Origin of the sequence: Sphingomonas sp. (assembly GCF_017304615.1) — a bacterium.
Classification (GTDB): domain Bacteria; phylum Pseudomonadota; class Alphaproteobacteria; order Sphingomonadales; family Sphingomonadaceae; genus Sphingomonas.
Genome location: NZ_JAFKLZ010000004.1, coordinates 262968 through 276700, shown reverse-complemented (window position 1 = coordinate 276700; position 13733 = coordinate 262968). Strand labels below are relative to the sequence as shown.

The following is a 13733-nucleotide window of genomic DNA, read 5'->3' as shown; positions in this document are numbered from 1 at the left end:
AGGGCGATCGATCCCCCTCAAAACCGACCCCAATATGCCACAACGTCCTGCGCTACGACAAGCCTAAAAGTTCAAGTGATTCAACGGTTAGGAGCGTGATCGAGCGTGATGGAAATAGGTTGAGTGGGATGGTTGTGGACGAGGATGATCGCGGCGGATTTCAGCTCCATCGCGCGGCGAATGACTTCGCGGACGTATAAGGGAGCCTCGTCGATCGACCCTTCGCTCATCAATTCGTCGCGGATCAGCATGTTGCGTGTATTGAGGTGAAGGACGCGGACGCGTTCGTTGCCGTGGTGTGCCATGTCGGCGCGCAGATAGTCGAGCAGAGCCTGCCAGTTGGCCAGCACCGGCTTTGCCGCGACCTCGGCACGAAGCATCCGCAGCGCGGCGGCGTGCGCGATCTTGATCGCCGCGACCGAGGTGTCGCCCATGCCCCTGACCGCAGCGATAGCCTCGGGCGGCGCGGTCAACAGCGCGCCGATCCCGCCGAACTCCTTGAGTAGCGCCTTCGCCAGCGGCTTGGTGTCGCGGCGCGGAATGGCGGTCGCGAGCAGATATTCGATCAGCTCGTGATCGAGCAGTCCATCGGCGTCGGCGAACAGCCGCTCGCGCAGCCGCGCGCGATGCCCCGCATTGTCGCTGCCCCCGTCGCTCATCCCGCAAGCGTTATCCGCATGATAGCAGGCGCGCAATTGCGGCGAACGCGGCCCGGCCGGCCGATGCCGACCACAACGGTTGACTCGGCCGGACCCCTTTCCTAAACGCGCGCCTAGCAAACGGGGCTACGGCCTTTTCGCTTTCCGTCCGTTTGTTATTGGCCGTCGCCCGCTTGCCGAAGCGTGGCGGCGTTTCTTTATCAGGATTTTGCACGCGTTGGCCGACAACAGCCAGATCGATGACCTTGACCGCCGGATCGCCAATGCGCGCGCCGTCGAAGAGGCGCGGGTCGGCACGGCGCCGGCGCAGCCAGCAAAGGGTTATGGCCAGGGGTCGCGCGTGCTGATGGAGCTGATCGGCGCGCCGCTCGGCGGCGGCGTGCTCGGCTGGGCCATCGATCACTGGTTCACCGGTTCCCACTGGGGACTGATCGTCGGTATCGCGCTCGGCGTCGTCGTCGCGTTCCGCAACATCTTCCGCATTTCGAAGGAGCGTGCCGAGTAATGGCCGGCGACATCAATCCGATGGAACAGTTCGAGGTCGGCAAGCTGATCGAGTTCAAGCTCGGCGGCTATGACCTCTCGTTCACCAATTCGGCGCTGTTCATGGTCGTCGTGTTCGTGCTGCTGGCCGCGTTCATGGTGGGCGGACTGAAGCGTCAGTTGATCCCCGGCCGCTGGCAGGTCGCAGCGGAAGGTGCGGTGTCGTTCATCGACTCAATGGTCAACGTGAACATCGGCAAGGGCGGCAAGAAGTTCGCGCCCTACATCTTCTCGCTGTTCTTCTTCATCCTGTTCGCGAACTTGGTCGGCATCCTGCCGCTGGCGATCGTGCCCGGGCTGCACACGTTCGCCGTGACCAGCCACATCACCGTCACCGCGGTGCTCGCGTTCTTCTCGTTCGGGATCGTGTTGCTCGTCGGGCTCTTCAAGCACGGCCTGAAATTCTTCTCGCTGTTCGTGCCGCACGGCGCGCCGATGGTGCTGTTGCCGGTGATCGTGCCGGTCGAGCTGATCTCGTTCCTGGTCCGCCCGTTCTCGCTGGGCCTGCGACTGTTCGTCGCGATGACCGCGGGGCACATCCTGCTCGAAGTGTTCGGCAGCTTCGCGGTGCAGGGTCTCAACGCTGGTTTCAACGGCAGCCCGATCGGTTTCGTCGTGTGGCTGGGCAGCTTCGCGATGATCATTGGCGTCAGCGCGCTCGAGCTGCTGGTCTGCGCGATCCAGGCCTATGTGTTTGCGCTGCTGACGTCGCTTTACCTCCACGACGCGGTGCATCTGCACTAAGTCATCAATCAACGCTTTGAATTCCCAAGGAGCTTACAATGGATCATACTTCTGCAATGTATCTGGGCGCCGGTCTTGCCGCGATCGGCATCGGCATGTCGGCCATCGGCGTCGGCAACGTGTTCGGCTCGTTCCTCGAAGGCGCGCTGCGTAACCCGTCGGCCGCCGACGGTCAGCAGGGTCGCCTGTTCATCGGCTTCGCCGCCGCCGAACTTCTGGGCCTGATCGCGTTCGTCGTCGCGATCCTTATCCTGTTCGTCGTCAAGTAAGCCACTAGAAACGAGCGCTTCCGATGCCTCAGATATCCCAAGCAGCGTCCATCTACGCCTCGCAGCTGTTCTGGCTCGCGATCGTGTTTGCGGCCGTCTATTTCGGGATCGGCCGGGCGATGGTGCCGAAGATCGAGCGGACGATCGATGATCGTAACGCTCGTATAGCGGCCGACCTGGCGGCGGCGCAGGCAGCGCGTGACACCGCGCTCGCGTCTGAGGAGGGCTATAATGCCAGCCTCGACACGGCGCGGGGCTCGGCCCTGAAGCTGGTCACCGACGCGAAGGCGAAAGCTGCGGCGGCGACCGAAAAGTCGGTCAAGGCGGGCAACGACGACCAGGAAAAGGCGCTGGCCGACGCGACCGCGCGGATCGGCAAGGCCAAGGCAAAGGCCCTGGCCGACATCGAAAGCACGACCGTCGACGCGGTCGAGGCGATCGTCGGTAAGCTGTCGGGCGCCAAGCCCGACCGCGCGACGGTGGCGGCACGCGTGAAGGCAGAATTGACCAATGTCTGAGGGTAATACGCTCACCGCGGCGACGGGTACGGCCGAACTGCATCACGAACCGTCTGCGTTGGGTCTGACGGCCCCGGCCTGGGTCGCCCTGGCGATGCTGGTGGTCGTCGGTATCATGGTGTTGGCGAAGGTGCCGGCGATGATCAGCCGTATCCTAGACGGCAAGATCGCAACGATCCGGCAGCAACTTGACGAGGCCGCCGCGCTGCGCGCCGAAGCCGAGGCGCTGCTGGCGGACGCCAAGAAGCGTGACGCGTCGAGCGCAAGCGATGCCAAGGCGATCGTCGAGCACGCCGAGGCCGAGGCCAAGGCGCTGTTGGCCAAGGCAAAGACCGACGCCGCCGATCTGGTCGCGCGCCGCGGCCAGATGGCTGAGGACAAGATCGCCGCCGCAGAACGCGCTGCGGTCGCCGAGGTTCGCGCCAAGGCCGCCGATGCGGCGACCAAGGCCGCTGCCGCGATCATCGCCGACACGCACGGCGCGACCGCCGACAAGCCGCTGGTCGACAAGGCGATCGCCGGGCTGGGCCGGCTGAACTAGGATTTTCGCATGACCGACACGCCCGCCGTCGTTGCCCAGCAGTTGGCGCAGGCGTTGGAGGACAGCTGGAACGCGCATGACATGACCGCCTTCGCGGCGATCTTTCATGACGATGCCAGCTTCGTGAACCGCTACGGTATGCTGTGGCTGGGGCGCGACGCGGTCTATGAGGGCCATCGCTTCATCCACGAGGGCGTCTATCGCGACACGACCGTCGCCAATGAGGCGGCGCATGTCGAGGAAATCGCCCCCGGCGTGGTGGTCGTCCACATGCTCAGCCGCATGGCGATCGGCCCGTCGATGCCGCACGGACCGCGCGCGCTTAACACGCTGATGCTGTTCGTAGCGACCGAGCGCGATGGCGCGTGGAAAATCCGCACCGCCGAAAACGTTATGATCACCGATCCGATGAGCGACCAGCCGGTGCTGGACTGGCCGCACCCGCTCAGTCCGTTGCCGGCATGACGGACGCCCCGCGCGACATGATCGCGCCCGAGGACTGTCAATCGATGGCCGAGGTGCGCGCCGGGATCGATGCGCTCGACCTGCAGATCGTCGAAATGCTCGCGATCCGCTTCCGCTTCATGACCGCCGCCGCGCGGATCAAGGCCGATCGTGGCGCGGTACGCGATGGGGATCGCAAGGCGCAGGTAATCGCCAACGCTCGCGCCGCCGCCGAACGCGCTGGAATTCCGGCGGACGTGATAGGCGACATCTGGGAACGGCTGGTCGAGGGATCGATCGCCTTCGAATTCGATCGCTGGGACGAGCATCGCACCTGATCGAGGCCGCTTGCGTCGTGACGCGAGTCCGGCCTAGCAAGGCATTCCCTTTGAGAGGATGCCCCGAATGAAGTATCTGCTTGCCGTTGCCCTGTTCGCAGCCACTCCGGCGGTCGCCCAAACCGCTGCTGCTCCCACGCCCGCTCCTGTCGCGGTGCCAGCGCCGGCCGGGCCGGCCGTCGCGGCCGCTAAATTCTCGCTCGACACACCGATCGAATTGTTGGTCGCTGATCCGGCTGCGAAGGCGGTGCTGACGGCCGATCTGGGCGGCGACATCACCGCGAACCCGTCATACGACCAGTTCAAGAGCATGAGCATCAACCAGATCAAGCCGTACGCGCCGGACAAGCTGCCGGACACGTTGACGGCCAAGATTGCGACCGATTTGGCCGCGATCAAGTGACCTAGCCGGACGCCTGGCGAATCCCTAGATTCGCCGGGCATGTCCGACCCGAATTCCCCCAACAGGTTCGATGAAGAGAAGGCAACCTACGCCGTTCGCGGTGAGGGCAGCGCTCTAGACCTCGCGGCCGGTGTCGCCGCGATCCGCAATGTCCTGAAGACCCTACCCGCGAGGCCCGGCGTCTATCGCATGCAGGATGCGCGTGGCGACGTGCTGTATGTCGGTAAGGCGCGCGCTCTCAAGAACCGCGTGACCAACTACACGCAGGTCGATCGGCTGCCTAAGCGGCTGCAGCGGATGGTCGCGCAGACCCGGTCGATGACGATCGTCACGACCAATAACGAGGCCGAGGCGCTGCTGCTCGAGGCGCAGCTGATCAAGCGGTTCCGTCCCGCCTATAATGTGCTGCTGCGCGACGACAAAAGCTTCCCGTTCATCCTGCTGCGCGCCGATCACGATTTCCCGCGTGTGCAGAAGCATCGCGGTGCGCGGCGGGCGAAAGGCAATTATTACGGGCCGTTCGCGAGCGCGGGCAGCGTCAACAACACGCTCAACGCGCTGCAGAAGCTGTTCCTGCTGCGGAGTTGCACCGACGGCTTCTTCAAAACGCGCGACCGGCCGTGTTTGCTCTACCAGATCAAGCGGTGTTCCGCGCCGTGCGTGGGGCGCATCAGCCAGGCGGATTACGCCGAACTCGTGGGCGACGCGAAGGACTTCCTCGCGGGCAAATCGACCAAGGTGCAGACCAAGCTCGGCGCGCAGATGCAGGCCGCCGCCGAAAATATGGATTTCGAGCTGGCGGCGGTGCTGCGCGACCGGTTAAAGGCGCTGACCTTCATCCAGGGCACCCAAGCGATCAACGCGGAAGGGGTGGGCGACGCCGACGTGTTCGCGCTGGCGAGCAAGGATGGCACGATGGGCATCCAGGCCTTCTTCATCCGCGGCGGCCAGAATTGGGGCCATCGCAGCTTCTTCCCTGCGCACACCGCCGACGTGCCCGAAGATGAGGTGCTGACGCAGTTCCTGACGCAATTCTACGAGGAGGTGCCGCCCGCGCGAACAATTCTGCTCGACCGCGAGCTGGAGGAAGTCGCGCTGTTGAGCGAGGCGCTCGCCGAGCGCAACGGCTATAAGGTCGCGCTGTCGGTGCCGCAGCGGGGCGACCGGCGGCGGCTGATGGAGCAAGCCAAGCGCAACGCCGTCGAGGCGCTCGACCGGCGGCTGGCCGAGAGCACGACGCAGGCGAAGTTGCTGCGCGAGGTCGCCGACCTGTTCGACTTGCCCGAGCCGCCCGATCGCATCGAGGTGTACGACAACAGCCATATCCAGGGCACCAACGCGCTCGGCGCGATGGTCGTCGCGGGGCCCGAGGGGTTCCGCAAGGGCCAGTATCGCAAGTTCAACATCAAGAACAAGGAAACCGTCCCGGGCGACGATTTCGGCATGATGCGCGAAGTGTTTCAGCGCCGCTTCGCGCGTGCGTTGGCCGAGGATCCGGACCGCGATGCGGGCGATTGGCCGGACCTGGTACTGATCGACGGCGGGCGTGGGCAGCTGAACGCCGCGAAGGGCGTGCTCGAGGATATGGGGATCGAGGACGTCGTGCTGGTCGGCGTCGCCAAGGGGCCGGGGCATGGGCGCGAGGGGCGCGAAGTGTTCCACCTGATGGACGGGCGCGATTTCACGCTGCCGACGAACGCGCCGGTTTTGTTCTACCTCCAGCGGCTACGCGACGAAGTCCACCGTTTCGCGATCGGCGCACACCGCGACAAGCGTGCCAAGGCGATCGGCGCCAGTCCGCTCGATGAGGTGCCGGGGATCGGCCCGGCGCGGAAGAAGGCGCTGCTGATGCATTTCGGTACCGCGCGGTCGGTGCGCGGCGCGAGCCTGGAAGATCTGCAAAAGGCGCCCGGGGTCAGCGCGGCGGTGGCGCAGCAGGTGTACGACTTCTACCATTCGCGGTAGCGGCAAGGTCAGCGCCCGCCCGCCGCGTAGATGCGGTCGTGAAAGTCCATTTCGCGTGCGTTAGGGTCGATAATTCCGTCGACCGGCGATCTGGGTTTCCGGCTGGCCCGGCGGGTTGGCAAAATCTTCACCCCCGCGGGTTATCGCGGCCTTGTGACAGCCGTTTTTCTCACCATCGATACCGAGCTGATGTGGCACCACCACGCGGCCGGTTGTGACCTTGCAACCCAGATCGCGCGTTCGATCGAGCCCGCCGGGGTTGGCGTCGCCTATCAGCTCGCGACGCTGGCGAAACATAGCCTCAAGGCGACGTTCTTCGTCGATCCGATGCCGACCATGGTGTTCGGGCTCGACGCCATCCGTCCGGTGGTCGAGGCTATCGTGGATGCGGGGCAGGAGCTGCAGTTGCACCTGCACCCCAATTGGGCCGGCGCGCGTGTGGACGACGTGACGCGGTCTGCGCGATTCGAACTGATCGACTATAATCTCGACGAACAGCGCGCGTTGATTGCCGGCGCGCGGGACTTGCTGAAGGCCTGCGGGGCGCCCGATCCGGTTGCGTTTCGTGCCGGAAGCTACGCCGCCAATGACGATACTTTGACCGCACTCGCGGAGCTCGGCTTCGTCTATGACAGCAGCCATAACGGCGCCGACGCGCCCTGGCCGAGCGAGATCGGCTTGCCCCGCCGCCAGATCGCGCCGGTAGAGCACAGGGGCGTGGTCGAAGTACCGGTGACGGTGATCGAGGACGCGCCGGGATCGCTCCGCCATTTCCAGATCTGCGCATTGTCGCAGGGCGAGATGCGCGCCGCGCTCGACCATGCCGTCGACGCCGGGCATCAGGCGGTGACGATCGTCGGGCACAGTTTCGAACTCGCCAATCGCGCAGGCACGCGGGCGAACGGCGTGCATGTCGGCCGGTTCGAAGGCCTGTGCCGGATGCTCGCGGACGCGCGCGACACATTGCCGACCGCCCAGTTTCGCGACCGTCCCAGGTTCGCGTGGGAAAGCGCCGCGGCGCCGCTCGGCCCCAACCTGCTGCGCACGCGCTGGCGTCAGGCGGAACAGCTCTGGTCCAACCTGGTCGAGGAACGCGCGGCGTGACGACGGCGCGTCCGTTGCCGCTGAAATTTCAGGTCGGGGCGCGGACGCTGGCGTCGATTCGCCGGACCCTGGTGCGCGTGCCGCTCGATCTCGACGCGGCGATCGAAGGGCGGTTACCCGCGCTTCCGGCGCTCGATGCGGCGGCGGACGGTTATCTGGTGACGTCGCTCCCCGAAATGCATCGCGACACGTTGGTCTCGGCGGGGGGCGGGATGATCGCGTTCGTGCGCCAGCGCTACACGCGCCGCTATGCCGACCTGACGATCGGGTTCGACGCCTATCTGGCGCAGCTCTCCGCCAATATGCGCTCGGCGATCAAGCGGAAGGGCAAGAAAGTCGCGCAAGCGTCCGGTGGCCAGATCGACGTGCGACGCTATGCGACACACGACCAGCTCGCGGATTTCCACGTCATCGCGCGGCGGCTAGCGCTTGGCACCTATCAGGAAAAACTGATGGGTGCGGGATTGCCCGACACGCCCGATTTCGTCCGAGCCATGTATGCGATGGCGGCGGACGGCGATGTCCGCGCCTGGTTGCTGTTCGTCGGGAAGGAGCCGGCGGCCTACCTCTATTGCCCGATCCATGGCGGCACCGCGATCTACGCGTTCGTCGGGCATGATCCTAAGTTCAACGATCTGTCGGTCGGCGCGGTGCTGCAGGTCGAGGCGTTGCGCGACCTGTTCGAGGAACCGGCTGTGGCGCGGTTCGATTTCACCGAGGGCGACGGCCAGCACAAACGGCAGTTCGCGACCGGCGGAGTGGAGTGTTGCGACCTGCTGCTGCTGCGTCTCACGATCGCCAACCGGGCGGTGATCGCCGCGCTCGGCGGGTTCGACGGCGCGACGGCGCTCGCAAAGTCGGCGGTACAGCGCCTCGGGCTGCACGACATGGCCAAGAGGGTCCGCCGCGCGTAGACCGGCGCGATGCACCTGCGCGCGCAAGCCCTGATCCTCGGCGTTCGCCAACATGGCGAGCACGGCGCGATCGTGCGGGCGTTGACGCACGAAGCTGGGATGATCGCGGGGTACGTCCGCGGCGGGCGGTCGCGGACGATCCGGCCCGTCCTCCAGCCCGCCAATCTCGTGACGGGCGAATGGCGCGCGCGAACCGAGGAGCAGCTCGCGGGGCTGACCGTCGAGCTCGTCCACAGCCGCGCGCCGCTCTACACCGAGCCGCTCGCCGCCGCCGCGCTCGAATGGGTAACAGCGCTGACTGCGGTCGCATTGCCCGAGAGCCAGCCCTATCCGCGCCTCTATGCCGCACTCGACGGGATGATCGGCGCGATCGAGGCTGCCCCTGCGGCGCGCGGCTGGGCGGTGGCGCTGGTGCGGTACGAAGATTTGCTGCTCGCTGAACTGGGGTACGGATTGGACGAACCGCCGGCGATTTTGGGCGATAGCGGCTGGCCCGATATCCTCGCCGGCCTTGCGTTGACCGGCGGCGAGATCGAAGCGCATTTACTGACCGATCGGCGGGCGGAGGCGCTGGCGGCGCGTGCGCGGCTGGTCGACCGGCTCAAGCGCGCGGTTGCGTGACGCGCCAAGGCTCGGCAAAGGCGGCGGCGAAAGGGGAAGTCGTTTGCCGTTGATCGCGTTGCTGCCCGGAGACGGGATCGGACCGGAAGTCGTGGCGGAGGCGCGGCGCGTGCTCGATGCTCTGGCGCTCGATCTTACCTTCGAGGAAGCGCCCGTCGGTGGAGCGGCCTATCTAGCGCAGGGCCAGCCGCTCCCGCCCGAGACGCTCGCGCTCGCCAAGCGCGCCGATGCGATCCTGTTCGGCGCGGTCGGCGATCCGCAGTTCGACGCGCTCGAACGCCGCCTGCGCCCGGAAGCCGCGATCCTGGGCCTGCGCCGCGAACTCGGATTGTTTGCCAATCTGCGCCCGGCGACGCTGACGCCGGGGCTGGAGGACGCCTCGCCGCTCAAGCCCGAAATCGCCAAGCGTATCGACATGATCATCGTCCGCGAATCCAACGGCGACATCTATTTCGGCGAGAAGGGCAACCGCACGACCGAAGAGGGAATGCGTGAGGGCTTCGACCTGATGAAGTATGACGAGACCGAAGTGGCGCGCATCGCGCACGTCGCCTTCGGCATCGCCCGCCGCCGCAAGCGCAAGCTTTGCTCGATCGACAAGGCCAACGTGCTCGAAACGTCGCAATTGTGGCGCGACATCGTCGAGGAGGTCGCGGTGGAATATGACGACGTCGCCCTGACCCATATGTACGTCGACAATGCCGCGATGCAGATGGTGCGCGATCCCGGCCAGTTCGACGTGATCCTGACCGGCAACATGTTCGGCGACATATTGTCCGACGAAGCGAGCATGTGCGTGGGATCGATCGGGATGCTGCCGTCTGCCACGCTGTCGAGTTGGCGCGATACGCTCGGCCTGTACGAGCCGATCCATGGCTCTGCGCCCGACATTGCCGGGCAGGGGAAGGCCAATCCGTGCGCGGCGATCCTGTCGGCGGCAATGATGCTGCGCCACTCGCTCGGCCTGGCAGAGGCGGCGGCGCGGATCGAAGGCTCGGTGGCGAAGGCGATTGCCGGCGGTGCGCGGACGCCCGATCTGGGCGGAACCCTATCGACAAATGCGATGGGCGACGCGATCCTCGCGCACCTATGACAGAAACCCTCGACCTCGCGGTCGTCATCCCCACGTTCAACGAGCGAAAGAACGTGCCGCTGCTGGCCGAAAAGCTCGACGCGGCGCTGGCCGGATTGTCGTGGGAAGCGATCTTCGTCGATGACGACAGCCCCGACGGTACCGCCGACGCGGCGCGCGACCTCGGGATGCGCGACCGGCGGGTCCGGGTGATCCAGCGGATCGGGCGGCGCGGGCTGTCGTCGGCGACGATCGAGGGGATGTGCGCGACCGCCGCGCCGTTGGTGGCAGTGATCGACGGCGACCTGCAGCATGACGAGACGATCCTGCCCGCAATGGTCCGCGAGCTTCAGGCCGACCCGGCGCTCGATCTGGTGGTCGGCTCACGCTTCGTCGAAGGCGGCGGCACCGGCGAATGGGACAAGGACCGCGTCGCCAAATCGGCCTTTGCGACCAAGCTGTCGCGCCGCGTGCTCAAAGCCGACCTCGGCGATCCGATGAGCGGGTTCTTCATGGCGCGCACCGCGATGGTGCGGGAGATTACGCCGCACTTGTCGGCGATCGGGTTCAAGATCCTGCTCGACATCATGACGACCGCGCCGCGGCCGCTCAAGTTCAAGGAGCTGCCCTACACGTTCCGCGTGCGGACGGAGGGCGAGTCGAAGCTCGACCATGTCGTCGCGATGGAATTCCTGATCGCGCTCTATGACCGGGTGATGGGGCGCTTCATTCCGGTGCGGTTTGCGATGTTCTCCGCGATCGGGGCGATCGGGGCGCTGGTCCATTTCCTCGTGCTCGGCATCCTTTTCCGCGAGCTTGGCGTCGGTTTCATCAAGTCGACCATCGCGGCGACGGCGGCGGCGATGACGTTCAACTTCTTCGTCAACAACGCGCTGACCTATCGTGATGGCCGGTTGAAGGGGGCGAGGGCGCTGTTCGACGGCTGGGTGTCATTTTGTGCGGTGTGTTCGGTCGGGGCGATCGCCAATGTCGGCGTGGCGGCGTTTCTCTACGACGCGCGATCGGACACGTGGATCGTCTCTGCGCTGGCGGGGATTCTGGTCAGCGCGGTGTGGAATTTCGCGCTGTCGTCACGCTTCGTGTGGGGCCGTTACTAGGGCCAGGTGCTGAACCACATCCAATGTTCGAACGCACGCTCGTTGGTGAGTGGCGCGGCGGACAGGATCGGGAAGAAATAGGCCGCGAGTCCGAACGTCAGCACCAGAAAGCCCTCGTCCCAATATCGGAGCTTGCCGCGTGCGTAGCAGTCCCATGCGCCCGCCAGCGCGACCGGCAGCGCGATCGAGGGGACGTAATAATAATAGAAAAAGCCCAGCGACTTGGGGATCATGACCCACGGCAGATAAGCCGCGACCCACAACAGCCCAGCCGTCAGCAGTCGCCCGTCGCGCCGTCCGCCCCACAGGCACACCAGAACCGCGATCAGTCCGCCCCATAGCACTGCCGGATTGCCGATCATCAGCACGCCCCGCATCGCTCCATCGGCATGCTCGTAGAGATACCAGATCGGCCGGATCATCAGTGGCCAGGTCCACCAGTCTGACTGGTAGGTGTGATGCGGCAGCACCTGAATCTGCTGGCCATACATCTTCGCCTGGAACGGCAGTAGCTGCGCCAGCGTCATCGGATCGCTGCGATAGAAGAAGGCGGGCAGGAACGTCAGGAAATAGGAGGCCGCCGCGACCAGTCCGAACACCGCAAGCGCCGGGATGGCGGGCAGGCCGGCCCAGTGCTTCTGGTCCCCGGCCGAAAAAATCGCCGCGACGGGTCGCTTCGCCGCCCGCGCATCGCGCCAGCGGACGATCAGGAACGCCAGCCCCGCGAACGCGAGATAGGGCAGCGCCAGCCATTTCGCCGCCACCGCCAACCCGAACAACGCGGCGCTTAGCAACCAGCGCGGCCACACTCGCCCCGGCGGCGCGTCCATCGCCCACAGCATGGCCGCGACCGCAAGCACGACGAACGCCGCGAGGAACCCGTCGAGCATCGCGATCCGCGCCTCGACATAGGTGGTGAAATTCAGCAGCGCGAACGCTGCGCCAAGCACCGCTGGCCGCATCCGGCGGAACAGCAGCCACAGGATGGCGAACACCCCCATCACCGTCGCGCTTCCCGCCACGGTCGAAAAGAAACGCCAGCCGAACGCATTGTCGCCGAATATGGCGATTCCGGCCGCGATGAACTCCTTCCCCAGCAAGGGATGCTCGGTATTGACGGGCCCCACAAGCTCCAGCAGCGCGCGCGCCGCGGGAACGTAATGGACTTCGTCGAACACCAGCGTATGGGGCGTCGCGACACCCCATAGGAACAGCATCTCCGCCGCCAGCCCGATCAGGATCGCGACAAGGAACGGGCGGGGACGGCTGGGCATCGCCGGACGCTTAGCGCGGGCGGGGCGCGCCTCCAACCGCGATCACCAGGATCCGGCTTTCATCCTTCTTTGCCGCTCGGCTTCGCGATCGCTGGTGCTCGGTTCGGGAAACGCGCCATGGGTCGGGATCCCCCCGCCAGGTTCATACGTCGCAACAACGGTCCCCTTCGCCGTCACCTTGTGATCGACCATTTTCAACGCGCCGGCGGGCGTGCCGTCACCGAACAGCCGCTTGCCCTTGCCGATCGTCACCGGAAAGATCATCAGAATCAGACGATCGATCAAACCCTCGGCGAGCAGCCCGGGATAGATTGTACTCGACCCCTGGATGATCAAGTCCGGGCCGTCGGTGCGTTTGAGCGCCGCGACATCGCCGATCCCCGTCAGCCGATGGCTGTTCTCCCATTCGAGCGGGCGGTCGCCGCGCGTCAGGACATGCTTGCCCGCACGCGTGAAGGCCGCGCCCATTTCAGCAGCCTCGCCTTCGACATAGGGCCAATAGGACCCGAAGATGTCATAGGTCCGCCGGCCCAGCAGCAGATCGTATTCGCCGCCGAACAGCGATCCGATCGTGTCGAATATCCCGTCGTCCCCGAACCGGAACAGCCAGCCGCCCTGATCGAACCCGCCGGTATAATCCTCGGTCGGGCCGCCGGGCGCCTGCATCACGCCATCCAACGACAGGAAGGCCGCGCCGGTGATCCTACGCATCGGCGGTCTCCCCGGCGCGCGCCGCCTCGATCGCGGCGATGTCGATCTTGCGCATCGTCATCATCTTTTCCATCACGCGCTTGGCCGCCGCGGGATCGGGGTCGGTCATGCCCGCCGTCAGCGCGCGCGGCACGATCTGCCACGAAAAGCCCCAGCGGTCCTTGCACCAGCCGCACATGCTTTCCTGCCCGCCATTTGCAACGATGGCGTTCCAGTAGCGGTCGGTTTCCTCCTGATCGTCGGTGAATACCTGAAAGCTGATCGCCTCGCTGGGCTTGAAGGCCGGGCCCCCGTTGAGACCGACGAACGACTGGCCGAGCAGGGTGAACTCGACGGTGATCTCCTCGCCCTGTCTGGTCGATGGATTGTCGGCGGGCGAATTCTGGCCGGTGCCGACATAGGTGTCGGGGAACAGCCGGGCATAGAATTCGGCGGCCTCGCGCGCCCGGCCCTGATCGAACCACAGGCAGGTGGTCATCTTGGTCGGCATCTTCT

Annotated in this window: 18 protein-coding genes; 14 read left to right on the top strand and 4 right to left on the bottom strand. The window is 65.7% G+C overall.

Features of this window, described 5'->3' with window-relative positions; all coding sequences use genetic code 11:
* Positions 1-80 precede the first annotated feature (80 nt).
* Positions 81-659: a RadC family protein gene (radC, locus tag J0J06_RS16220; protein ID WP_294043739.1), complete on the bottom strand. Its 579-nt coding sequence runs from the start codon at positions 657-659 to the stop codon at positions 81-83.
* Between the two features lie 217 nt (positions 660-876).
* Between radC and J0J06_RS16215 the strand changes: the two genes are divergently transcribed.
* The 14 genes from J0J06_RS16215 to J0J06_RS16150 all read left to right on the top strand — a co-directional run bounded on the left by J0J06_RS16215 (position 877) and on the right by J0J06_RS16150 (position 11253).
* Positions 877-1164, top strand: a complete 288-nt coding sequence (locus J0J06_RS16215; protein WP_294043738.1) for an AtpZ/AtpI family protein — start codon at positions 877-879, stop codon at positions 1162-1164.
* The gene (locus J0J06_RS16210; RefSeq protein WP_294043737.1) at positions 1164-1946 is read left to right on the top strand and encodes a F0F1 ATP synthase subunit A; all 783 of its coding nucleotides are present in this window, start codon (positions 1164-1166) and stop codon (positions 1944-1946) included. Before J0J06_RS16215 ends, J0J06_RS16210 begins: the two co-directional genes overlap by 1 nt.
* A 38-nt stretch (positions 1947-1984) precedes the next feature.
* On the top strand, positions 1985-2215 hold the full coding sequence (locus tag J0J06_RS16205) for a F0F1 ATP synthase subunit C (protein WP_294043736.1): 231 nt from the start codon (positions 1985-1987) through the stop codon (positions 2213-2215).
* A gap of 23 nt (positions 2216-2238) precedes the next feature.
* The gene (locus J0J06_RS16200; protein ID WP_294043735.1) at positions 2239-2733 is read left to right on the top strand and encodes an ATPase; all 495 of its coding nucleotides are present in this window, start codon (positions 2239-2241) and stop codon (positions 2731-2733) included.
* The gene (locus J0J06_RS16195) at positions 2726-3274 is read left to right on the top strand and encodes a hypothetical protein (RefSeq protein WP_294043734.1); all 549 of its coding nucleotides are present in this window, start codon (positions 2726-2728) and stop codon (positions 3272-3274) included. The genes J0J06_RS16200 and J0J06_RS16195 overlap by 8 nt, the downstream gene beginning before the upstream one ends.
* A gap of 9 nt (positions 3275-3283) precedes the next feature.
* Positions 3284-3739: an SgcJ/EcaC family oxidoreductase gene (locus J0J06_RS16190; RefSeq protein WP_294043733.1), complete on the top strand. Its 456-nt coding sequence runs from the start codon at positions 3284-3286 to the stop codon at positions 3737-3739.
* Positions 3736-4056 (top strand): chorismate mutase, encoded by a 321-nt coding sequence (locus tag J0J06_RS16185; protein ID WP_294043732.1) that lies wholly within the window; start codon positions 3736-3738, stop codon positions 4054-4056. The genes J0J06_RS16190 and J0J06_RS16185 overlap by 4 nt, the downstream gene beginning before the upstream one ends.
* A 67-nt stretch (positions 4057-4123) precedes the next feature.
* Positions 4124-4459, top strand: a complete 336-nt coding sequence (locus J0J06_RS16180) for a hypothetical protein (protein WP_294043731.1) — start codon at positions 4124-4126, stop codon at positions 4457-4459.
* A 39-nt stretch (positions 4460-4498) separates the two neighbouring features.
* Complete coding sequence (uvrC, locus tag J0J06_RS16175) at positions 4499-6424, top strand: excinuclease ABC subunit UvrC (RefSeq protein ID WP_294043730.1); 1926 nt, start codon at positions 4499-4501, stop codon at positions 6422-6424.
* Between the two features lie 153 nt (positions 6425-6577).
* Positions 6578-7528, top strand: a complete 951-nt coding sequence (locus J0J06_RS16170; RefSeq protein ID WP_294043729.1) for a polysaccharide deacetylase family protein — start codon at positions 6578-6580, stop codon at positions 7526-7528.
* The gene (locus J0J06_RS16165; protein WP_294043728.1) at positions 7525-8442 is read left to right on the top strand and encodes a GNAT family N-acetyltransferase; all 918 of its coding nucleotides are present in this window, start codon (positions 7525-7527) and stop codon (positions 8440-8442) included. Before J0J06_RS16170 ends, J0J06_RS16165 begins: the two co-directional genes overlap by 4 nt.
* Positions 8443-8451: 9 nt before the next feature.
* Positions 8452-9063, top strand: coding sequence for a recombination protein O N-terminal domain-containing protein (locus J0J06_RS16160; RefSeq protein WP_294043727.1), 612 nt, complete (start codon positions 8452-8454; stop codon positions 9061-9063).
* A gap of 43 nt (positions 9064-9106) precedes the next feature.
* Complete coding sequence (leuB, locus tag J0J06_RS16155; RefSeq protein WP_294043726.1) at positions 9107-10156, top strand: 3-isopropylmalate dehydrogenase; 1050 nt, start codon at positions 9107-9109, stop codon at positions 10154-10156.
* Entirely contained in the window at positions 10153-11253 is a 1101-nt protein-coding gene (locus tag J0J06_RS16150; protein WP_294043725.1) for a glycosyltransferase family 2 protein, read from the top strand. Before leuB ends, J0J06_RS16150 begins: the two co-directional genes overlap by 4 nt.
* Here the strand turns inward: J0J06_RS16150 and J0J06_RS16145 are convergent.
* The 3 genes from J0J06_RS16145 to J0J06_RS16135 are packed head-to-tail and all read right to left on the bottom strand — an operon-like array spanning position 11250 to position 13728.
* Positions 11250-12527, bottom strand: a complete 1278-nt coding sequence (locus J0J06_RS16145; RefSeq protein WP_294043724.1) for a phospholipid carrier-dependent glycosyltransferase — start codon at positions 12525-12527, stop codon at positions 11250-11252. The two genes, J0J06_RS16150 and J0J06_RS16145, sit on opposite strands and share 4 nt — an antisense overlap.
* Before the next feature lie 42 nt (positions 12528-12569).
* Positions 12570-13238: a dihydrofolate reductase family protein gene (locus tag J0J06_RS16140; RefSeq protein ID WP_294043723.1), complete on the bottom strand. Its 669-nt coding sequence runs from the start codon at positions 13236-13238 to the stop codon at positions 12570-12572.
* The gene (locus tag J0J06_RS16135; RefSeq protein WP_294043722.1) at positions 13231-13728 is read right to left on the bottom strand and encodes a VOC family protein; all 498 of its coding nucleotides are present in this window, start codon (positions 13726-13728) and stop codon (positions 13231-13233) included. The genes J0J06_RS16140 and J0J06_RS16135 overlap by 8 nt, the downstream gene beginning before the upstream one ends.
* Between the last annotated feature and the right edge of the window lie 5 nt (positions 13729-13733).